This window comes from Kitasatospora sp. GP82 (genome assembly GCF_029892105.1).
GTDB lineage: Bacteria > Actinomycetota > Actinomycetes > Streptomycetales > Streptomycetaceae > Kitasatospora.
Window position 1 is genome coordinate 1 of sequence record NZ_JARZAJ010000006.1, and the last position, 19,910, is coordinate 19,910.

Below are 19,910 nucleotides of genomic sequence, written 5' to 3' on the forward strand. Positions count from 1 at the left end.
AGCCAGGATCAAACTCTCCGTGAATGATTACTCGGCCCCAAAATTCCAAGGGCCGGTTCACACTCGCGTTGAGCGGCACGGCAACCACCGGAATAAGGTAGTCCCGCGCACTGCGTCCTCGCTGTGTTTTATTTCAAAAGGAATCTCCAGCAAGACCATGACGGTCTCGCCGGGGATGTCAACATATCTGGCGTTGACTTTTGGCACGCTGTTGAGTTCTCAAGGAACGGACGCTTCCTTCGAGCCGCCTTCCAGCGGGCCCTCCGGGCGCTTCGTTCTTTCGTGTTTCCAGCTTATCAGATGTTTTCCGCTCCGTTTACCGGCGCTTCACTCACCAGACTTGCTTTTCTTCGCCCCTCTCGGTGCGACTCCGGAACTGTACGGGTCCCGGACCTCCATAAGCAAATCGCCCCCGCCCGGAGCCCCCCACGGGTCCCGGACAGGGGCGATCGACGGACCGGACACCGAGGTCAGGCCCGGCTCATCTCCTCCGCGATCGCTGCCGCGAAGGCGTCGATGTCGGCCTCTGTCGTGTCGAAAGCGGCCATCCAGCGCACCTCGCCGGTGTGCTCGTCCCAGAAGTAGAAGCGGTACCGCTTCTGCAGACGCTCACTGACCTCCCGCGGGAGCAGCGCGAAGACCGCGTTCGCCTCGACCGGGCGGACGACCGTCACACCGTCGATCTGGCGGACGGCGGCTTCCAGGCGCTTGGCCATGGCGTTGGCGTGTCCGGCGTTGCGCAGCCACAGGTCGCCGGCCAGCAGGGCCTCGAACTGCACGGAGACGAAGCGCATCTTCGAGGCGAGCTGCATCGACATCTTGCGCAGGTACTTGATGTCGCGGACCCGGTCGGGGTTGAGGACGACCACGGCCTCACCGAAGAGCAGGCCGTTCTTCGTGCCGCCGAAGGAGAGGACGTCGACGCCCGCGTCCGTGGTGAAGGCGCGGAAGGGGAGGCCGAGCGAGGCTGCGGCGTTGGCCAGGCGCGAGCCGTCCATGTGGACGAGCATGCCGCGCTCGTGGGCGTGCTCGCAGATCGCCCGGACCTCTTCGGCGGTGTAGCGGGTGCCGAGCTCGGTGCTCTGGGTGATGGAGACGGCGAGCGGCTGGGCCCGGTGCTCGTCGCCCCAGCCCCACGCCTGCTGGTCGATCAGCTCGGGGGTGAGCTTGCCGTCCGGGGTGGGAATGGTGAGCAGCTTGATGCCCGCGATCTTCTCGGGGGCGCCGCACTCGTCCACGTTGATGTGGGCGGTCCCTGCCGCGATGACCGCGCCCCAGCGCGGGAGCAGGGCCTGGAGGGCGACGACGTTGGCGCCGGTGCCGTTGAAGACGGGGTACGCCTCGGCGCGCTCGCCGAAGTGCTTGCGGAAGACCGTCTGGAGGTGCTCGGTGTACTGGTCCTCGCCGTAGGCGACCTGGTGGCCGTCGTTGGCCAGGGCTATCGCGGCGAGGATCTCGGGGTGGACCCCGGCGTAGTTGTCGCTGGCGAAGCCGCGGACGGCGGGGTCGTGCCGCCGTACCGCGTCCGTCGTTCCGGGGAGTGCTCCAGCGGGTGCGCCGGGGGTGGTGCTCATCGGGCTGTCAGCCACAGGTGCTGTCCGTTCAGTTCTGCTGCGGGGCGGTCCCAGAGGCCCGCCAGGGTCTCGGCAAGGTCGGCGGTGTCGGTGAAACCGGCGAACTTCGCCTCCGGCTTCTCGGCGCGCATCTCCGGGGTGACCAGTGCCTTGATCACCAGAATGGCAGCCGCAGCGGTCGGCAGGCCGTCGGTGGAGGTCGTCTCCTTCTTGAAGGAGTCGGCCATGGCGAGCGTCCAGGCTTCGCTGGCCGCCTTGGCGGCGGCATAGGCGGCGCCGCCCGCGGTCGGCTTGTGCGCGGCGGTGGCCGAGATCATGGCGTAGCGGCCGGAGGCGCTGCGGACCAGCGCGGGCTGGAAGGCCAGCGAGGTGTGCTGGAGGGTGCGGACGACCCGGTCGTGCAGCCAGTCCCAGTCGTCTATCCGGCTGTCGAAGAAGGTCTTGCTGCCGCGCCAGCCGCCGACGAGGTGGAAGAGGCCGTCGACGTGGCCGTGCTCGGCCTCGAGGTGGTCGGCCCAGTCGTGGACCTCCTGCGGGTCGAGCAGGTCGATGACCTGGCCGCTGATCCGCGCGCCCGGTACGGCCGAGCGCACCGCGTCGGTGGCGGCGTCGAGGCGCTGCGCGTCGCTGCCGGCGGCGATCACGGTGGCGCCCTGGGCGGCGAGGCGGCGCAGCGTGGCGCGTCCGGCCGGTCCGGTGGCGCCTGCGACGGCGACGACCTTGTCCGCGAGGGCGGTCGAGTAGGAGGGCGTGGTCACGCGGCGGCTCCCTGGAGGCCGGCACCGGTGATGCCGGTGGTGGCGGCGATGACGCCGCGGAGCTTCTTGGAGAGGGCCTCGTAGAACATGCTGAGCGGGAACTCGTCGGGCAGGACGGCGTCGCACAGCGCCTTGTTGAGGGCCTTGCCGTCGGTGATGTCGAGCGGCAGCGCCTCGGTTCCCTTGGCCCAGGTGGAGGCCGGGTGGGGGGTGAGGTAGCGGGAGACCAGCTGGTAGGCGGCGATCCAGTGGGCGGTCTTGGGGCGGTCGATGCCGTCGCGATAGAGGGTCTCGATCTCGCCGCACAGCTGGTTGGTGACCTCGGCGACGCGGGTCCAGTCGATGGTGAGGCGGTTGTCGCGCCAGCGCAGGGCGTCGTGCTTGTGCAGGTAGGCGAAGAGCAGCTGGCCGCCCATGCCGTCGTAGTTGCGCACGCGGTCACCGCTGACCGGGAAGCGGAAGAGGCGGTCGAAGAGGATCGCGTACTGGACGTCGCGGCCCTGTGCGTAGCCCTCGGCCTCCAGGTGGACGGCCTCCTTGAAGGCGGTCAGGTCGCAGCGGAGCTCTTCCAGGCCGTACATCCAGAACGGGCTGCGCTGCTTGATCATGAACGGGTCGAAGGGCAGATCGCCGTGGCTGTGGGTGCGGTCGTGGACCAGGTCCCACAGGACGAAGGTCTGCTGGGCGCGCTCCTGGTCGGTGAGCAGCTCGGCGGCGTCGGCGGGGATCTGGAGGCCGAGCTGGTCGACGGCGCTGGTGGAGACGGCGCGGAAGCGGGCGGCCTCGCGGTCGCAGAAGATGCCGCCCCAGGTGAAGCGCTCGGGGGCCTGGCGGACGGCGACCGTCTCGGGGAAGAGCACGGCCGAGTTGGTGTCGTACCCGGCGGTGAAGTCGCTGAAGGTGATCGGCACGAACATCGGGTTGTCGAAGCGGGTGTGCTCCAGCTCGGCCAGCCACTCGGGCCAGACCACCTTGAGCAGGACGGCTTCGAGGTTGCGGTCCGGGTTGCCGTTCTGGGTGTACATCGGGAAGACGACGAGGTGCTCGAGGCCGTCGGCGCGCTGCGCGGCGGGCTGGAAGGCGAGCAGCGAGTCGAGGAAGTCGGGCTCGCGGTAGCCGGTGTCGGCCCATTTGCGCAGGTCGGCCCGGACGGCGGTGAGGTACTCGGCGTCGTGCGGGAAGAGCGGGGTGAGCTCCTCGATCGCGGTGAGCACGGTGGTCAGCAGCGGGTCGACGACGTGCCGCTGCACGGCGGCGAGGTCGATGGAGCCGTCCTTGGACTGCAGGGGGCGCAGGGCCTCGACGGCGTCCTTGAGCCGGAGCCAGGCGGGGTGGGCCGCGTGGCCGGAGGGCTGGGTGGCCGGGGTCGCTACGGGAAGGTCGGCCGCCACAGCGAGCCTAGGCGAAAGATTCTGCATCTGAGACTCACTTCGACAGGAGTTATTTCGACACGGACACCATAGATTCGAAAGGTTCTCCTGTTCAAGGGGAACCGGTTCGCGATCCGGTGCAATCCGGGAGGTGTCCGCTATCTGGACAGCTCTCGGATGGTGTGGACAGCGGTGCGGACGGGATGCGCACCTCCCGCCGTGCTCCCGGCGGATCTTGTGACCTCCGGCCACCCCGACCTGCTCCGGGTGCGCTCCTGTTGTCGCGCGCGCGTCTGCTGCCTCTGCCGCCGCTGTCGTCACTGACGCCTGCTCGGGAGGCACCGCGGAGACGGTGCCGTACGCCGACCATGCCTCGTGCCCTGCAGCGCCGCCACCGGGAGGGATCCGGTGTTTTCACCGCGCGTGGTGGGCACCTTCCCGAGGGCATTCGTCCGCGATCCCACCTCTTCGCCCTCTCTGGAGTCCTGCCATGTGGAGTCCCGCCATGACCTCTGCCCCTGGTTCGCGTGCCGCCCGGCTGGCGCCGTTCGCCGCCCTGCTCGTCGCGGCCTCGGCGCTCACCGCCTGCGCCCCGCAGGAGGCCAAGACCGGTGGCGCGGCCTCGCCGGCCACCGGTGCCGGCTCGGCGCAGGCCGCGGGCGACTGCGCGAAGGGAGCGCTGGCGACCAGGAAGGCGGGCACGCTGACGGTCGGCACCGACAAGCCGGCGTACGCCCCGTGGTTCTCCGACGACAAGCCTGCGAACGGGAACGGCTTCGAGTCCGCCGTGGCATACGCGGTCGCCGAGCGGCTCGGCTACGGCAAGGACAAGGTCGACTGGGTCGTCAGCCCGTTCAACAAGGCGTTCGCGCCGGGTGCCAAGGACTTCGACTTCGACATCAACCAGGTCTCGATCAACGACGACCGCAGGAAGTCGGTCGACTTCTCCTCCGGCTACTACGACGTGCGGCAGGCCGTGGTCGCCCTGAAGGGCTCCAAGTTCGCGGGGGCCGCCGGCCTGGCCGGCCTCAAGGGCGCCAGGCTGGGCGCGCAGGTCGGCACCACGAGCCTGGCGAGCATCACCGACCAGATCAAGCCCAGCGGCCCGCCGGCCGTCTTCGACGACAACGATCTGGCGAAGGCCGCACTGAAGAACGGTCAGATCGACGCGCTGGTGGTCGACTTGCCGACCGCCTTCTACATCACCGGCGCCGAGGTGACGGACGCCAAGGTGGTCGGGCAGCTGGAGGGCGGCAGCGGCGCCGAGCAGTTCGGCCTGGTGCTGGACAAGGGCAGCACGCTGACCGGCTGCGTCAGCCAGGCTGTGAACGCGCTGCGCTCCGACGGCACGCTGGCCAAGCTGGAGCAGCAGTGGCTGTCGGATGCCGTGTCCGCCCCGGTGCTGAAGTGAGCGCCGAAGTGGGTACGCCGACGGCGGAGAGCCGGCGGCGCGGGGGCGGCGCGGCCGAGCCGTACCGCCCGTCCGACCGCCGGCTGGCCCGCGAGGCGTACCGCAGACAGCGTGCCCGCCGCTCGGCGCTGATCGCCGCTCTCAGCACTGCGGCCACCGCGCTGGTGCTCTACCTGGTGGTCGTCAACTCCCCGGGCTGGCAGCGCACTCGGGAGACCTTCTTCAATGCGCACTACGCCTGGCAGGCGCTGCCCGAGGTACTGAAGGGCCTTCGGGTCAACCTCGAACTGATGGTGTGCTGCGGGGTGCTGATCCTGGTCTTCGGCCTGCTGCTGGCGGTGCTGCGCACCCTGCGCGGACCGGTCTTCCTGCCGGTGCGGCTGCTGGCCACCGTGTACGTGGACTTCTTCCTCGGCCTGCCGATGATCATCTGCCTGCTGATCATGATCACCGGTGTGCCCGCGCTGAGGCTGACCGGTGTGACCACCGATCCGCTGCTGCTCGGCGGCGCGGCGCTGGTGCTCACCTACTCCGCGTACGTCAGCGAGGTGTTCCGCGCCGGGATCCAGTCGGTGCACCCGAGCCAGCGGGCCGCCGCCCGTTCGCTGGGGCTCAGCAACGCCCAGGCGATGCGCTACGTGGTGCTGCCGCAGGCCGTGCGCCGGGTGGTGCCGCCGCTGCTCAACAACCTGGTGTCACTCCAGAAGGACACCGGCCTGGTCTCCATCGGCGGAGTGATCGACGCGGTGTACGCGGCGAAGATCATCACCTCGCAGACCTTCAACTACACGCCCTACCTGGTCTCGGCGCTGGTCTTCCTCGTGCTGACCATCCCGATGACCCGGTTCACCGACTGGACGACCGCGCGGCTGAACCGCCGCCAGCACCAAGGAGGAACGGTGTGACCGAATCCGTGCTGCGTTTCGAGTCCGTCCGCAAGGGCTTCGGCGAGCACCTGGTGCTGCACGACGTCGAACTCGCCGTGCCCGCCCATTCGGTGACCGCTCTGATCGGTGCGTCGGGATCCGGCAAGTCCACGCTGATGCGCTGCGCCAACCTGCTGGAGGAGATCGACGACGGCGCGATCTTCCTGGACGGCGAGGAGATCACCGACCCGCGCGCCGACCAGGACACGATCCGGCGCCGGATCGGCGTGGTCTTCCAGGCGTACAACCTCTTCCCGCACATGACCGTGCTGGACAACATCACCCTGGCCCCGCGCCGGGTGCACGGCGTCGGCCGGGCGGAGGCCGAGGCCGGGGCGCGGGAGCTGCTGGACCGGCTCGGACTGGCCGACAAGGCCGGGGAGTACCCGGACCGGCTCTCCGGTGGGCAGCAGCAGCGGGTCGCGATCGTCCGGGCGCTGGCCACCGGGCCACGACTGCTGCTCCTGGACGAGATCACGGCGGCGCTCGACCCCGAGCTGGTCGGCGAGGTGCTGGCCGTCGTCCGGGGCCTCAAGGAGCAGGGCATGACGATGGTGCTCTGCACCCACGAGATGGGCTTCGCCCGCGAGGTCGCCGACCAGGTCTGCTTCCTGGACGCGGGTGTCGTCCTCGAACAGGGCCCGCCCGAGCAGGTCTTCGGCGACCCGCAGCAGGAGCGCACCAGGCAGTTCCTCAGCCGCGTCGTCGCCGCCGGCCGCCTCCCGCGCTGACCCCCACCGGGGCGGGCAACGCCCCAGGGGCGCGGGGTGAGTTCCAGGGGCGCGGGCGATCGAATGCCCGAGCATCCCCCTCACGGGGTTGTTCGCGCAGTTCGTCGCGCCCCCTGGGGAGTTACCCCGGGACTGAACACGTCTGTGCGCCCCTGTGCGCGCCCTGCTACGCCCACCTCTGATCGGTGATCGTGGACGGTGCACATGTGACCGGTCGAGAGGGGCACCGATGCACGGACCTGCCCTCGTCACCTGGCTGCTGGCAGCACTCGCCCTCGCGTCCGGCCTGTACTGCCTGGCCCGGCTGCGGGGTGTCGGCCCCGCCTGTGGCACGCACGGCGGCGCACGACGGCGGTGGCCCACTCATGAGTCCGACGTCACCGAGGCACTGATGGGACTCGGCATGGCCGGCATGGCCCTGCTGCCGGGCAGCCTCTGGGGCTGGCCGTTCGCGCTGCTCGCCACCGCCGAGATCGTCGCGGCGTTCGGCCGGAGCAGCCCGGCCGTTCGGGCGCACCGGCTGCACCACGGGATCGGGGCACTCGCGATGGCGTACATGGCGCTCGCCATGGCCGACGCGCCCGTGCACGCCCACCACAGCGCAGCACCCCCCGGTCTGCCGCTGCTGACGGGGGCGCTACTGCTCTACTTCGGCTGCTACGCGCTCTGGTCCGGCAGCCGCCTGCTCACCGTTCCGGGCGCGGGTGTCTCGGCAACGGTCGGCCCGGCCGTGGGCGAAGGGGTGTCACGGGCCTGTCGGCTGGCCATGGGTGTCGGGATGTTCGCGATGCTGCTGACGATGTGACCCCGTGGACGCGCGGGAGTGCCTCTCGGACGCCCACCACCACGCGCCGGGCACATGCTCACCGGTAGTACACCCGGCCACCCGCCTCGAAAAGGATCTCCTGGGCCGGGTCGATGCAGGAATTAGGAAGGAGGTCCTGAGATGCTTCCGGCCGTTCCGGCCCCGAGCCGGGCCGCCGGGGCTCCGGCGGTCAGTGGTGTTGGTCACCTGCCCGGCCAAGGCGTTCCGTGGGGGGCCTGGCAGCGCATAGGTTGGGGTGAGCGCGATGCCGCGCTCCCGTGTGTCCTGGGGGAGCACTCCTGATGACGGCCCTGCTCAGCCTGCTTCTGCTCGGAACGATGCTGGCCACCGTGGCCCCGGCTCGGCTGGCCCGGGCCCACTGGGCCGAGCGAGAACCGGTGCTTGCCCTGTGGGCGTGGCAGTGCCTGGTGGTGGCCGTGCTGCTCTGCTGTGTGCTGGGGCTGCTGCTGGCCGCCGCGGCCGCGCTGCCGGAACTGCGGCAACTGGTCTTCGCCAACGCGCCGAGGGAGGTCGAGGCCGCGTACGGCCTGGCGGGGGCGGAGGGCTGGGGACGGCTGTGCGCCGGGCTGTTGGCGCTCGGCGGCGTGTGGACGGCCGTCTCGTTCACGCGCGAGGTGCGCTCGGCGCGCGCGCTGCGCGACCAGCGGCATGCCCAACTCAGCCATCGGGCACCCGAGTTGCCTGCCGAGCTGGCCACTCCCCAGCCCAGGGGCGGACGGGAGCGGCTGGTCGTCCTGGAGAACGCGCGGCCCGAGGCGTGGTCCCTGCCCGGCCCCGGCGCCCGGCTGGTGGTCACCACGGGCGCGCTCCAGCAGTTGAGCGACCATGAACTGGCCGCGGTGCTCAGCCATGAGCGCGGGCACGTCCGGGCCAGGCACCACTGGCTGGCCCAGTGTGCGGAGGCCCTGGCCACCGGCTTTCCCGGAGTGGGTGTCTTCAGTGCGTTCCGGGACCAGGTCGGCGAACTGGTCGAGCTGGCGGCGGACGACCGGGCGGCCCGCCGTCACGGCCGGGTGACCACAGCCCTGGCCCTGGTCGAACTCAACTCCGGGCGCGGGGTGTTCGGGCCCTGCGGGGCGCTCGGGTCATGTCCGCCCCATCTGCTGGCCCAGTCCCCCCGCCGGGTGGACCGGCTGCTGGCCGGCGAGCCCCGGCTTCCCGTCCACCACCGGCTGCGACTGACCGTCGCCGCCCTCGCGGCACCCGCCGCCGTCGTCCTGCTGGCCGTCGCGCCGGGCCTGTCGACCCTGCTCTGAAGCCCGCTCAGGCGTCGCAGTCCTCGACCGGCACCGGCTCCAGGAGCGTACGGGCGAGGATCCGGCGGTGCAGCGGGCGGGCCTCGGTGTAGCGGGTGCGCCCCGCCTCGGTGAGGGTGACGTAGATGCCACGGCGGTCGAGGTTGCACATCGCCCGCTCGACCAGCCCCGCCTTCTCCAGTCGGCCGATCAGCCGGGAGAGGGCGCTCTGACTGAGGTGGACGGTCTGGCCGAGGTCCTGGACCCGCAGCTTGTGGTCGACCTGTTCCTCGTCCTCGAAGAGCCGTTCAAGCACCTCGAATTCACTCATGCCCAGGCCGTGCAGCTCTCCCAGTTCGCGCTCCAGCGCGCAGGAGGCCGCCGCATGGCGGGCCAGCAGGTCACGCCATCCGGCGACCAGGGTCGCCTCCGAGGCGTCGGCGGTGACGGCGTCGAGTCCAGGCACGCGAACAGGCTAGCACGTACTCAAGCATTTAATGCGGGTGCATTAAATCTAGTTGCATTGATTGCATATGCATGTAGTCTCCTCCTCATGACCACAGCCCGACGGTCCGCAACCGACCCTTCTGCCAGCCCTTCTGACGATGCATCGGTCCACGGCGACGAACCTTGGAGCCCACGCCTGTGGGGCACCCTCATCGTTCTCTGTGCGGCCCTGTTCCTCGACTCCCTCGACGTCTCGATGGTCGGCGTCGCCCTCCCCTCGATCGGCACCGACCTGCATCTGTCCACCTCCACCCTGCAGTGGGTGGTAAGCGGCTACGTCCTCGGCTACGGCGGACTGCTGCTGCTCGGCGGCCGGGCGGCCGACCTGCTCGGCCGCCGCCAGGTCTTCCTGGTCGCGCTCGCCGTCTTCGCCGCTGCCTCGCTGCTCGGCGGCCTGGTGGACGACGGCGGACTGCTGATCGCCGCCCGCTTCCTCAAGGGTGTGGCGGCCGCCTTCACCGCGCCGGCCGGTCTTTCGATCATCACCACCACCTTCGCCGAGGGCCCCGCCCGCAACCGCGCGCTGAGCATCTACACCACCTGCGGCGCGAGCGGCTTCTCGCTCGGCCTGGTCCTCAGCGGCCTGCTCACCTCGGCCGGCTGGCGCTGGACCTTCCTGATGCCCGTCCCGGTCGCACTGGTCGCACTGGTCTTCGCCTTCCGGCTGCTCCCCCGCCAGCACACCCCCGAGCGCGGCTCCGGCGGCTACGACATCGCCGGGGCGGTCACCGGCACGGGCTCGCTGCTACTGCTCGTCTTCACCGTCACCGAGGCGCAGAGCGTCGGCTGGGCCAGCGCCAGGACGCTGCTCTCGCTGCTGGTGGTCGCCGTACTCGCGACCGCCTTCCTGCTGATCGAGAAGCGCACCGAGCACCCGCTGGTCCGGCTCGGGATCTTCCGCAACGGCGGGGTCAGCCGCGCCAACCTCACCGCCTTCGCGATCTTCGGCTCGTACGCGGGCTTCCAGTTCATCGCCACTCTCTACCTCCAGCGGCTGCTGGGCTGGTCCGCGCTGGAGATGGCCTTCGGCTTCCTGCCCGCCGGGGCGCTGGTGGCGCTCTCGGCCCCCAGGACGGGCGCCATCATCGACCGCTTCGGCACCAGCAGGCTGCTGCCGATCGGCGTGCTGGCACTGACCGCCGGGTACGTGCTCTTCCTCCGCCTCGGCGAGCACAGCGGCTATGTCTGGCTCGTGCTGCCCAGCATGGTGCTGCTCGGCGTGGGCTTCGCGCTGGCCTTCCCCGCAGTGAACATCGCCGCCACCAACGGCGTTCCGGACGACGAGCAGGGGCTCGCCTCCGGCCTGGTGAACACGGCCTTCCAGGTCGGCAGCGCCGTGGTACTCGCGGTGGTGACGGCGGTGATCACCGCCGGAAGCGGCGGCGGCGAGACCCCGCAGGCCCAGCTCGACGGCTACCGCCCGGCGCTGCTGCTGGTCGCGGGCGTCTCCCTCGCGGGCCTGCTGGTGGCGGTGTCCGGTGCCGTACTCGACCGTCGGCGGGAGCGGGCCGCCGTGGCACCGCCTTCGGTGCCGGACTACGACTACAGCCGGTCCCCCGCGGCCGAGGTGCTCGTCGAGCGGTGACCGGCCGCTCGGCGCGAGCGGCAGCTACCGAGATTTTGCCGAGCCGACGAGAGCCGACGAGAGCCGACTCCACCAAACCCCCGTGTTGGTGGAGTCGGCTCTCAGCCATGGGCCCGTACGACTCCGCCCGCCTCCGTGCCCCGAGGACCTCCGGGTACAGGGGCATCCGGGTTCGGACGCGGCGGACCAGGCTCCAGAAGTATATTGGCCAGGAGCCAGTCAACGTACGGAGCAGACACGATGGCACCTCGCGGGGAATCGGTCAACGAGGAGATGCGTCAGCGCTCCCGGCAGCGCATCATGCGAGCCACCGTCGAGCTGGTGGACCAGCACGGATACGCCGGGACGACGCTCGGCGACATCGCCGCGCGGGCCGGTCTCGCCCGGGGGCTGCTCTCGTACTACTTCGACGGCAAACGACTGCTGATGCAGGCCGCGACCCACCGCCTGATGCACCTGGAGCTCTCGGCGGCGCTGGCCGAACTGCCCGCCGACGCCGGCCCCGAAGCCCGGCTCGCCCGCGCCATCGACGCCGTGCTCGGCCTGGCCTTGGAGCATCCCCGGGTGATGCGCTCGCATCTGGCACTGATCCTCGACCCGGACGTGGGCGCCTTCGTCCAGGACCCGGAGCAGCAGCAACTCGGGGCAATCCTGCGGGAGTTGATCCGCGACTGGGGCGCGGCCGATCCGGTCGCCGAGCACGCCGTACTGCGCAGCGCCCTGATGGGCGGCTGCATCGGGGTCCTGCTGCCGGGCGCCGCGCTGCCGCTGGCGCCGATCCGGGCGGACCTGTTCGCCCGCTACGGGCTGGCCTGGGAACTGGGCGTGCCGCCACAGCCCCAGGCCCCGGCCCGGCCACAGCCGTCGGTCAGGGCCTGAGGAGTGCCGCCTCCCCTGCCCACAGGGAGATCTCCACGATCAGCCATGCAGCACCCCCGGGTGCTGCATGGCACGGTCCGCGTCAAACCTTCCCCCGCACCCCTGAGGCGGTGCGTGGTCCGCCGGGTGCGGATCTCAGCGGTCGGCGAGGATCGACTTCAGCAGGTCGATCGTCTGGTCGGGCGTGAGGCTGTCGACGCAGAGGCGCTCCATGACCTGGACGTAGGCGTCGACGTCGTCGCGCTTGTCGAGGTAGAGCGCACTGGTGAGCTGTTCCAGATAGACCACATCGGCCAGGTCCTGTTCAGGGAAGCGCAGGATGCTGAACGCGCCGCTCTCACCGGCATGCCCCCCGAAGCGGAACGGCATCACCTGGATCACCACGTTGGACTCCTCGGCGACGTCGATCAGGTACTGGACCTGGGCGCGCATCACGGCGGGACCACCGACCGGCCGGCGCAGCGCCGCCTCGTCGATGACGGCCCACAGGCGCGGGCTCTGACCCTCGGTCAGGAGCTTCTGGCGGCGCATCCGGAGGCTGAGGCGGCGCTCCAGCTCCTCGTTGCTCAGGACGGGTCGGGTCTGGGAGAAGACGGCACGCGCGTACTCCTCGGACTGGAGCAGGCCGGGGATGAACTGCACCTCGTAGGTGCGGATCAGCGCGGCGGCCTCCTCCAGGCCGACGTAGGTCTGGAACCAGCCGGGCAGCACGTCGTTGAAGCTGTGCCACCAGCCCGGCTTGTTGGCCTCCCGGACCAGGCCGAGCAGTGCCTCGCGCTCGGTTCCGTCATGGACCCCGTAGAGGGTCAGCAGGTCGGCGACGTCGCGCTCCTTGAAGCTGACCCGGCCGAGCTCCATGCGACTGATCTTCGATTCGGAGGCGCGGATCTGGTAGCCGGCGTCCTCGCGGGTGATGCCGTGACCCTCGCGCAACCTTCGGAGCTGGGAGCCGAGGAGGATGCGGCGCACCATCGACCCACCGTTGGGCTGAACTGCGGTCATGCCGTCGAAACCTCCACCTTGGGCAAACAGGGCACAGTCTGCCATCAGTTGAGCGCTCAGGGTGCCGGTACTGGCATAACGATCTACCAGTTCTGCATCAGTCCCCCCATGATGCACGTGCATCCGGCGCTTGCATATGCCAATAGTGCGATTGCACGTGAATCGACTCTTGCATCTGCAGTGAGCGCAGAGGACCATGGTGCACGTGCACCTGCACATCCCTGGCAATCCCGCGGGCTCCGCGTTCGACCCCACGCGCGAATCCGCACACCGCTCGGCCGCGCCACAGCTCGGCCGGGCGCGCGTGTGCGCGAAGTGGGCCGTCGAGGAGGCTGCCGCGCGGCCGAGCGAGTCGGAGGTGACCGGCATGACCCCGATGGGTCCAGCCGTGTCCGCCCCCTTATGGGAGGAGCTCTTCATGAGCACCGGTACGGCCGTGATGGCCGACCCCCACGTGGTCACCTGTACGCTCGCGCCACGCTTCGACGCCGTCAGAACCGCCAGGGAGTTCGCCAGGTCGACACTGCACGGCTGGGGCCTTGGCGAGCTCTTCGACGATATCGCCCTGGTCGCCTCCGAGTTGGTGACCAATGCGCTGCGGCACGCCCTCGAACCCCGCCGGAGCGAGCAGGCTGCGATCGCCCCCAGCTACCTCCCGATGCAGCCGGGTCCGCAGCAGTCGGCGGACGACCGGCTGCCGATCCGAATAAGCCTGGTGCACCGTGCCCCGCAGGTGGTCTGCGCGGTGAGCGACCCGAGCAGTGCCGGGCCGATCGCGCGCGAGCCGGACTTCGTCGCCGAATCCGGCCGGGGCCTGCACCTGGTGGACTCCTTCAGCCGTTCCTGGGGCTGGCACCCGCTGGCGGGCGCGGGCAAGGTGGTCTGGGCCATGTTCGAGGCCGAGTCCGAGGCGACGGCCGGGATGTCGGTCGGCCGGCACCGCCGCTCGGCCTGAGCTCCCGTCCGATCCGCGGGGAGCGCGGCCGCTCCCGACAGCCGATCGGCGAACTCCTCCCCGCGCAGGCCCCCAGGCTCCTTCGGACTCCCGAAGGCCCTCCGGGCCCCGCAGGAGCCCCAAAAGAGACCCCACAGGGCCCCGCCGCACCCCCCGGGGGCGGACCGCCCGGCGAACTCTCCCGAAGAACAGTGAAGGCCGTCGCGGTGAGTCCCACGACGGCCCGTCCGCAGCAGAGTTGACGGCAGCAGGGCTGATGACGGCTCAGCCCGTCAGATGGTCGAACTCCCCGTCCTTCGCACCGAGCAGCATCGCGGTGATCTCCGCCCGGGTGTAAATCAGCGCCGGACCCTCGGGAAAGCGCGAGTTGCGCATGGCCACCTCGCCACCCGGCAGGGCGGCGAACTCGACGCAGTTGCCCTGGGAATTGCTGTGCCGGCTCTTCTGCCAGACCACGCCTTCAAGGTCCGCAGCCGCCATGCCGTTGTACGTTTCCTGCATCTCCTGCACCGAATTCTCCCGACGTGCCTGGCTTACGCCTCACTTGACGTGATGATAGCTCCAGTGCACGTGCATCAGCACGGGACAGTGCTCGTGCAGAAGTCATGTCGGAATACACCTTGAACGCTCCGCTTAGCCGACTCTGACGGAACGTAAGCGGACATAGCCCGCGAATCGCCGACCGGCCGATGACTGCCCGTGCCGGGGCTGCGCCACCGTGTTGATCTTCATCAGCGCCAACGGCGGACGATCCGTCACTCGGAGACCGCTGTGAGACACGTCACCCAGGACGGCCTCGAACGGCCGCCGGTTCCAGTGCGAGACCGGATGTCAGCATGACTTGGGTGATTTGGCAGCATATGTCCGCATTACCGATCGACTCGGTGTCCACTCCTGGGATCCGACTGCAGGCATGTCTGCGGAATGTCCTACGATCTCCGCCATGAGCACCGCAGCCATCCCGGGCGCGCCACTGCCCGTCCGCACTCCAGGCTCCCGTGCGCGGGGGCGCCACCGCCGTCCCGAGCGCCCCGAGGTCCCGGCCGGTTCCCCGGCGCTTGTGCTGGCTGTCCCGGCAGCGGCCGGGCCCGAGGCAACCCCGGTCGTCGAGGAACTGCTGTCCATCGTGCGCGGCGAGCAGCCGGGCATCGAGACGGCCGCCGCCTACCTCGTCGGCTCCCACTCCGAGACCGACGGCACGCAGGCCGCCCAGACCGTCGCCGGGCTGCTCGCCCAGGCCGCCGAGGCCGGCCTTCCCGCACCCGTCGTGATCCCCCTGCTGGCAGGCCCGCACGGCTTCCTGACGGAGCTGCACCAGCTGGCGGCCGAGACCGGGGCCCGGGTCACCGATGTGCTCGGCCCGCACCCGTTGCTGGCCGAGGCGGTGCACGTACGGCTCTCCGAGGCCGGTCTCGCCCGAGCCGACCGGGCCCGGCTGTTCGCCATCACCACGGCGGCCGACGGCGTGGTGCTGACCACGGCCGGCGGCGAGGAGGCCGCTGCGGCCGCCGGGATCACCGGCGTGCTGCTGGCCGCCCGGCTCGCCGTGCCGGTGGTGGCCGCCGCCCTGGACGTGCCCGGATCGGTGGCCGCCGCGGTCGACCACCTGAAGGCCACCGGCTCCCAGCGCCCCGCCCTGGCTCCGCTGGTCATCGGCCCGGAGGCCGACCCGGAGCTGCTCGCCGCGGCCGCCGAGGAGACGGGCTGCCCGAGCGCGGCACCGATCGGTACGTACCCGACCGTCGGTCAGCTCATCGCCTCCACCTACCTCGCCGCACTCGGCCTCCCGGCGCCGGGCGAGCCCCAGGCCGCCGCCGAGGAGCACCCGGCCGGCTGAGCAGCCGACAGAGCAGGACGAGAGGCCCCCGCCGAGGGGCCTCTCGTCGTTTCACGGCACGCGGCGGCACCGGCCGGGGCGGCTCACGAAGCGCCGCGGCAGGGCATCCCGCAGGGCCACTGTGCGGCCCGTACGGACCCCGGACCTTCCGACCTGTACAGGCCGATGCCCGTGCGGCGCTCAGCGCCCGGTCAGCGCCGCGCACAGCCCTGCGGATCGTGGACCGCTCGGCCACCAGGGCCCGTCCGGCCGAACCTGGACGACGATCGGCCATACAGCACCCAGGGAGGCGGGTCCGAAAGCACTCCCCCGGTCCCGGCCGGCCGCTGGGGCGGAGCGCTCGCAGCATCCGGCGGCGCCTCCCCCGTCGAGTCACATTGGCCTACATTTCGGACATTTCCCACCATCTCGCCCGCCCAAGCCCTTTGACTCCGGATTCAGGCTCCGGCGAGCCTTTTCAAAAACTTCACAACCGGTCGTCGAATCGACCCGAAGATGCCGCACCATCACCTGAAAGACAGGCAGATTGCCGCCCTCGCGGGCCGACTGAAAGAGACCCATCGAATTCGATCGGAATGACCTTTCGTATTCGATCTTGAATGGCCGGCAGATGCCCTGTGAGGGAGCTCACAGATGTTTGCGGATTCAACTTAAGTCTGTCTAACGTGCTCCACGTTCGTGGTCACACGGACCCAACTCACCCGGAACGCCGAGTCCTGCCGCCGGATGAGCTGGAACGCAGAACGCACCTACGGCAGGGGCGGGGGAACCAGGTAAGTCGCCCGGGAGCCGGTCAGAAACGACCGGCGCCGGGCTAGGGGTGAAGCCGTGCACTGCGCGGCCGGGCAACTCCAGCCCGAATCCGACAGCTCACCTCGCAGGCGTGGGAGAGGAACGCATCTTCATGCTGCCCATCAACGCCAACAAGCGTGCCCGCCGTCTGATCGCCGCGACCGGCGTGGTCGGCCTCGGCCTTTCGATCCCGTGCCTCACCGCCGCCGGCGCCTCCGCCGCCTCCGTCGCCACCTGGGACAAGGTCGCCCAGTGCGAGAGCACCGGCAACTGGAGCATCAACACCGGCAACGGCTTCTACGGCGGCCTGCAGTTCACCTCCTCCACCTGGGCCGCCTACGGTGGCACCCAGTACGCCGCGCAGGCCAACCTCGCCACCAAGGCGCAGCAGATCGCCGTCGCCGAGAAGGTCCTCGCCTCCCAGGGCCCCGGCGCCTGGCCGGTCTGCTCCGTCCAGGCCGGTCTGACCAAGGGCGGCGCCCCCGCCCAGGTCGACACCTCCGCCGCGGCTCCCGCGCAGAGCACCCCCGCCCCGAAGGCCCCGGCCCCGCAGGCTCCGGCCGCCAAGAAGCAGGACAGCGCCCCGGCCACCACCGCCCCGGCTGCGGACAGCGCCAAGTACACCGTCGTGGACGGCGACTGGCTCTCCACCATCGCCCAGAAGAACAGCGTCGAGGGCGGCTGGCAGAAGCTGTACGACCTCAACAAGTCGGTGCTGACCCAGGGCCCGGACGTCATCTTCCCGGGCCAGCAGCTGACCCTGGGTGGCAACACCGCGACCGCCGCGCCGCAGCAGGACACCCAGAAGCCCGCCACCAAGCCGAGCAGCAAGCCCGCCACCTCGGGCAGCTCCAGCACCTCCGGCGGCAGCGTGAGCGCGACCACGACCGCCAAGACCACCACCACGGCCCCCGCCGCGACCGGCAGCAAGGCCGCCGCGGTCAACTTCGCCCTGTCCAAGGTCGGCCAGGCGTACGTCTACGGCGGCAGCAGCGACGGTGGCTGGGACTGCTCCGGCCTGACCCAGGCCGCGTACCGCCAGGCCGGCATCTCCCTGCCGCGCGTGGCCGCCGACCAGGCCGACGTCACCACCCACGTCTCGCTGGACAGCCTGCAGCCGGGCGACCTGCTGTTCTGGTCCAACAACGGCAGCAACTCGGGCGTCTACCACGTCGCCATCTACGTCGGCAACGGCAAGTACGTCGAGGCCGCCAACCCGAGCTCCGGTGTGAAGACCGAGACCATCGCCAACTGGGCCCCGGACTTCGCCGGTCGCGTCTGACCCTCCCCCGGACTGCTCTGGCTGTCCCCACGGGCAGGCCGCTGCCCCCGGTGCTCTGGTCGGCGCCGGGGGCAGCGGCCTGTCCGCGCCCGGCTTGCCGGCGGGGACCGCCGGGTAGGCTTCACGGCAGGACTTCAGGGGGAGTACCGCCATGGCGAAGGTCAGCATCACCCTCGACAGCGATCTGGCCATCGACGCCATGCTGCTGTCCGGCACCACCAGCCCTCAGGACGCGGTCGAGTTGATCGTCCGGGACTACCTGGCCACCGGCCGCCGCACCGAGGCTCGCACCGGCGACGCCGCCGACCGGCATCGCCTCACCGACCCGAAACCGGGCCCGGCGGAGGGCTGAAGGCCGAGGGCTCAAGGCGGAGGACTGAGGGGCGATCACTTCTCAGTGCCGTGCTCTCGGGCACGGTCCTTGGCACGGCGGGACCGACGCGAGCGGGAGAAGACCAGGAGTCCCACGAAGAGCACGCCGGCGATGATCGCACCGGTGAGGGTCGCGCCGCGAAACCAAGGCGCCCTGACGTCCATCACCCGCTGCCCGGCATGCGCGCCGCTGCCGCGCCCCACCGCCACGCCCAGCGTCCAGAGGTTCGGCAGCGCGAGCACCACCGCGAGGACCAGCCAGGCGACCGCCGCCTTCCACGGCCGCCGCCGGTGCAGACCGAACCAGGCTGCCACCAGCGGCAGCAGCGTGAAGCACACGCCGAAGACGAGTCCCAGGATCAGTCCCACACTCAGGTGGCCGTTCACCATGTCGCCCACCCGCTGCGACCACCACCGCGGAATCGTGGCGGCCCAGAGGAAGTAGACGGCCACCGCGGCCACCAGCAGCCCCCCGCCGAGCAGCAGCCGTCTGCGCCAGAGGAGTCCCGCTTCGCTCTCCCTCGTCCGACCAGGTCTCATGCCTCGATGCTGGCAACAACCGGCCCCGCCCGCAGCACGATGCCCGCCCCCGCCCAGAGCCTTCCGAGGAGCCGCGCCGTCCACGGGAGAGCGGGCGGGCCCGGGGAGGAGCCGAACGCTCACCGGCCGGTACTGCTCCGTCCGGGCGAGGGCCGGCGGGCCCGGGGCCCGTCCGACCGGCTCTGAGGGCATCCCGGCACCGGGTGCGGCAACACTTCGGCCCGCCAGGTTCCAACCTGGCGGGCCGAAGGCGTCCACCGGGGCCGCCGCCCCGGTGGATGGATTCAGTGGGGCCTGGCCCCGGTGGAGCCGCGCATCACCAGTTCCGGCTGGAACATGAACTCGGCGCGCTGCGCCGAGCCGCCGCCGACCTCCTCCAACAGGGCGTCCACCGCCGCCGTGGCCATCGCCTCGACCGGCTGGCGGATGGTGGTCAGCGGCGGCTCGGTGAAGGCGATCAGCGGCGAGTCGTCGAAGCCGACCACCGAGATGTCGTGCGGCACCGAGAGACCGCGCTGGCGCACCGCGCGGATCGCGCCGAGCGCCATCATGTCGCTGCCGCAGACGATCGCCGTGCAGCCCTGGTCGAGCAGGGCGCCCGCCGCCGCGTGCCCGCCCTCGACGCTGAACAGCGTGTGGTGGACCAGTCCTTCGGCCTCTTCCCTGGTCCTGCCGAGCAGTTCCTGGACGGCCGCCGTGAAACCCTCGATCTTGCGCAGCACCGGGACGTAGCGGCGCTGGCCCACGGCCAGGCCGATCTTCTCGTGACCGAGCTCGACCAGGTGCTGGACGGCCATCCACATCGCCGCCCGGTCGTCCGGCGAGATGAACGGCGCGGCGATCTTGTCGCTGTAACCGTTGATCAGCACGAACGGTACCTGACGACCTGTCAGTTTCGCGTAGCGGTCGTGGTCGGCGGTGGTGTCGGCATGCAGTCCGGAGACGAAGACGATGCCCGCGACACCGCGCTCGACCAGCATCTCGACCAGTTCGTCCTCGGTCGAGCCGCCGGGCGTCTGGGTGCAGAGCACCGGGGTGTACCCGTGGCGGCTGAGCACCTGCTCGATCACCTGGGCCAGCGCGGGGAAGATGGGGTTGCTCAGCTCGGGGGTGATCAGACCGACCAGGCCCGCGCTGCGCTGGCGCAGGCGGGTCGGCCGCTCGTAACCGAGCACGTCGAGCGCCGCCAGCACGGTCTGCCGTGTGGTGGCGGAGACGCCTGCCTTGCCGTTGAGGACGCGGCTGACGGTGGCCTCACTGACCCCCGCCTGCGCCGCGATGTCCGAGAGTCGCGCCGTAGTCACGGTCCCGAAGCCTATTGCAACCAT

19 protein-coding genes and 1 riboswitch are annotated in these 19,910 nt (G+C 70.7%); of the genes, 11 read left to right on the forward strand and 8 right to left on the reverse strand.

Annotation, left to right across the window (positions count from 1 at the left end):
* Positions 1-470: 470 nt before the first annotated feature.
* The 3 genes from P3T39_RS07830 to P3T39_RS07840 are packed head-to-tail and all read right to left on the reverse strand — an operon-like array spanning position 471 to position 3,750.
* Positions 471-1,574, reverse strand: coding sequence for a low specificity L-threonine aldolase (locus P3T39_RS07830; RefSeq protein ID WP_280696633.1), 1,104 nt, complete (start codon positions 1,572-1,574; stop codon positions 471-473).
* Complete coding sequence (locus P3T39_RS07835; protein WP_280696634.1) at positions 1,571-2,332, reverse strand: SDR family NAD(P)-dependent oxidoreductase; 762 nt, start codon at positions 2,330-2,332, stop codon at positions 1,571-1,573. The genes P3T39_RS07830 and P3T39_RS07835 overlap by 4 nt, the downstream gene beginning before the upstream one ends.
* Entirely contained in the window at positions 2,329-3,750 is a 1,422-nt protein-coding gene (locus P3T39_RS07840) for a DUF6421 family protein (protein WP_280696635.1), read from the reverse strand. Before P3T39_RS07840 ends, P3T39_RS07835 begins: the two co-directional genes overlap by 4 nt.
* Positions 3,751-4,207: 457 nt before the next feature.
* Between P3T39_RS07840 and P3T39_RS07845 the strand changes: the two genes are divergently transcribed.
* The 5 genes from P3T39_RS07845 (at position 4,208) to P3T39_RS07865 (ending at position 8,852) form a co-directional block, all read left to right on the forward strand.
* Positions 4,208-5,113: an ABC transporter substrate-binding protein gene (locus P3T39_RS07845; protein WP_280696636.1), complete on the forward strand. Its 906-nt coding sequence runs from the start codon at positions 4,208-4,210 to the stop codon at positions 5,111-5,113.
* Entirely contained in the window at positions 5,110-6,018 is a 909-nt protein-coding gene (locus P3T39_RS07850) for an amino acid ABC transporter permease (protein WP_280696637.1), read from the forward strand. The genes P3T39_RS07845 and P3T39_RS07850 overlap by 4 nt, the downstream gene beginning before the upstream one ends.
* The gene (locus P3T39_RS07855; RefSeq protein ID WP_280696638.1) at positions 6,015-6,770 is read left to right on the forward strand and encodes an amino acid ABC transporter ATP-binding protein; all 756 of its coding nucleotides are present in this window, start codon (positions 6,015-6,017) and stop codon (positions 6,768-6,770) included. Before P3T39_RS07850 ends, P3T39_RS07855 begins: the two co-directional genes overlap by 4 nt.
* 229 nt (positions 6,771-6,999) lie before the next feature.
* Positions 7,000-7,575, forward strand: a complete 576-nt coding sequence (locus tag P3T39_RS07860) for a DUF5134 domain-containing protein (RefSeq protein WP_280696639.1) — start codon at positions 7,000-7,002, stop codon at positions 7,573-7,575.
* A 302-nt stretch (positions 7,576-7,877) separates the two neighbouring features.
* Positions 7,878-8,852 carry a M56 family metallopeptidase gene (locus P3T39_RS07865; RefSeq protein WP_280696640.1) on the forward strand — a complete coding sequence of 325 codons (975 nt, stop codon included), beginning with the start codon at positions 7,878-7,880 and terminating at the stop codon, positions 8,850-8,852.
* A 7-nt stretch (positions 8,853-8,859) separates the two neighbouring features.
* Here the strand turns inward: P3T39_RS07865 and P3T39_RS07870 are convergent, their stop codons facing one another.
* Positions 8,860-9,297, reverse strand: a complete 438-nt coding sequence (locus P3T39_RS07870; RefSeq protein WP_280696641.1) for a MarR family transcriptional regulator — start codon at positions 9,295-9,297, stop codon at positions 8,860-8,862.
* 87 nt (positions 9,298-9,384) lie between these two features.
* Between P3T39_RS07870 and P3T39_RS07875 the strand changes: the two genes are divergently transcribed.
* Together P3T39_RS07875 and P3T39_RS07880 are read left to right on the forward strand one after the other, a co-directional pair.
* Positions 9,385-10,923, forward strand: coding sequence for an MFS transporter (locus P3T39_RS07875; protein ID WP_280696642.1), 1,539 nt, complete (start codon positions 9,385-9,387; stop codon positions 10,921-10,923).
* A 240-nt stretch (positions 10,924-11,163) separates the two neighbouring features.
* Positions 11,164-11,802, forward strand: a complete 639-nt coding sequence (locus P3T39_RS07880) for a TetR family transcriptional regulator (protein ID WP_280696643.1) — start codon at positions 11,164-11,166, stop codon at positions 11,800-11,802.
* A 135-nt stretch (positions 11,803-11,937) separates the two neighbouring features.
* Here P3T39_RS07880 and P3T39_RS07885 read toward each other — a convergent pair whose 3' ends face one another.
* Positions 11,938-12,804 (reverse strand): helix-turn-helix transcriptional regulator, encoded by an 867-nt coding sequence (locus P3T39_RS07885; RefSeq protein ID WP_280696644.1) that lies wholly within the window; start codon positions 12,802-12,804, stop codon positions 11,938-11,940.
* Positions 12,805-13,222: 418 nt separating this feature from the next.
* On the opposite strand from P3T39_RS07885, the gene P3T39_RS07890 reads away from it, so the two are divergent.
* Positions 13,223-13,759 carry an ATP-binding protein gene (locus P3T39_RS07890; protein WP_280696645.1) on the forward strand — a complete coding sequence of 179 codons (537 nt, stop codon included), beginning with the start codon at positions 13,223-13,225 and terminating at the stop codon, positions 13,757-13,759.
* 264 nt (positions 13,760-14,023) lie between these two features.
* Here P3T39_RS07890 and P3T39_RS07895 read toward each other — a convergent pair whose 3' ends face one another.
* Positions 14,024-14,260, reverse strand: a complete 237-nt coding sequence (locus P3T39_RS07895) for a DUF397 domain-containing protein (RefSeq protein WP_280696839.1) — start codon at positions 14,258-14,260, stop codon at positions 14,024-14,026.
* A 442-nt stretch (positions 14,261-14,702) separates the two neighbouring features.
* Between P3T39_RS07895 and P3T39_RS07900 the strand changes: the two genes are divergently transcribed.
* The 3 genes from P3T39_RS07900 (at position 14,703) to P3T39_RS07910 (ending at position 18,022) form a co-directional block, all read left to right on the forward strand.
* Positions 14,703-15,596: a hypothetical protein gene (locus tag P3T39_RS07900; protein WP_280696646.1), complete on the forward strand. Its 894-nt coding sequence runs from the start codon at positions 14,703-14,705 to the stop codon at positions 15,594-15,596.
* Positions 15,597-16,323: 727 nt separating this feature from the next.
* Positions 16,324-16,493, forward strand: a riboswitch (cyclic di-AMP (ydaO/yuaA leader).
* A complete protein-coding gene (locus tag P3T39_RS07905; RefSeq protein ID WP_280696647.1) occupies positions 16,480-17,670 on the forward strand; it encodes a transglycosylase family protein in 1,191 nt (396 codons plus the stop codon). It overlaps the preceding riboswitch by 14 nt.
* Positions 17,671-17,821: 151 nt before the next feature.
* The gene (locus P3T39_RS07910; protein ID WP_280696648.1) at positions 17,822-18,022 is read left to right on the forward strand and encodes a hypothetical protein; all 201 of its coding nucleotides are present in this window, start codon (positions 17,822-17,824) and stop codon (positions 18,020-18,022) included.
* A gap of 35 nt (positions 18,023-18,057) precedes the next feature.
* On the opposite strand, the gene P3T39_RS07915 is transcribed toward P3T39_RS07910, so the two are convergent.
* Positions 18,058-18,582, reverse strand: coding sequence for a hypothetical protein (locus P3T39_RS07915; RefSeq protein ID WP_280696649.1), 525 nt, complete (start codon positions 18,580-18,582; stop codon positions 18,058-18,060).
* Positions 18,583-18,866: 284 nt separating this feature from the next.
* Positions 18,867-19,910 carry a LacI family DNA-binding transcriptional regulator gene (locus P3T39_RS07920; protein WP_280696650.1) on the reverse strand — a complete coding sequence of 348 codons (1,044 nt, stop codon included), beginning with the start codon at positions 19,908-19,910 and terminating at the stop codon, positions 18,867-18,869.

Excerpts from the sequence above, each read along its gene's own strand:
- P3T39_RS07920 (WP_280696650.1), bottom strand. The coding sequence starts at position 19,910 with ATGGTTGCAATAGGCTTCGGGACCGTGACTACGGCGCGACTCTCGGAC.
- P3T39_RS07890 (WP_280696645.1), top strand. The coding sequence starts at position 13,223 with ATGAGCACCGGTACGGCCGTGATGGCCGACCCCCACGTGGTCACCTGT.
- P3T39_RS07885 (WP_280696644.1), bottom strand. The coding sequence starts at position 12,804 with ATGACCGCAGTTCAGCCCAACGGTGGGTCGATGGTGCGCCGCATCCTC.
- P3T39_RS07840 (WP_280696635.1), bottom strand. The coding sequence starts at position 3,750 with ATGCAGAATCTTTCGCCTAGGCTCGCTGTGGCGGCCGACCTTCCCGTA.
- P3T39_RS07900 (WP_280696646.1), top strand. The coding sequence starts at position 14,703 with ATGAGCACCGCAGCCATCCCGGGCGCGCCACTGCCCGTCCGCACTCCA.
- P3T39_RS07830 (WP_280696633.1), bottom strand. The coding sequence starts at position 1,574 with ATGAGCACCACCCCCGGCGCACCCGCTGGAGCACTCCCCGGAACGACG.
- P3T39_RS07915 (WP_280696649.1), bottom strand. The coding sequence starts at position 18,582 with ATGAGACCTGGTCGGACGAGGGAGAGCGAAGCGGGACTCCTCTGGCGC.
- P3T39_RS07910 (WP_280696648.1), top strand. The coding sequence starts at position 17,822 with ATGGCGAAGGTCAGCATCACCCTCGACAGCGATCTGGCCATCGACGCC.
- P3T39_RS07865 (WP_280696640.1), top strand. The coding sequence starts at position 7,878 with ATGACGGCCCTGCTCAGCCTGCTTCTGCTCGGAACGATGCTGGCCACC.
- P3T39_RS07895 (WP_280696839.1), bottom strand. The coding sequence starts at position 14,260 with ATGCAGGAAACGTACAACGGCATGGCGGCTGCGGACCTTGAAGGCGTG.
- P3T39_RS07845 (WP_280696636.1), top strand. The coding sequence starts at position 4,208 with ATGACCTCTGCCCCTGGTTCGCGTGCCGCCCGGCTGGCGCCGTTCGCC.
- P3T39_RS07875 (WP_280696642.1), top strand. The coding sequence starts at position 9,385 with ATGACCACAGCCCGACGGTCCGCAACCGACCCTTCTGCCAGCCCTTCT.
- P3T39_RS07860 (WP_280696639.1), top strand. The coding sequence starts at position 7,000 with ATGCACGGACCTGCCCTCGTCACCTGGCTGCTGGCAGCACTCGCCCTC.
- P3T39_RS07880 (WP_280696643.1), top strand. The coding sequence starts at position 11,164 with ATGGCACCTCGCGGGGAATCGGTCAACGAGGAGATGCGTCAGCGCTCC.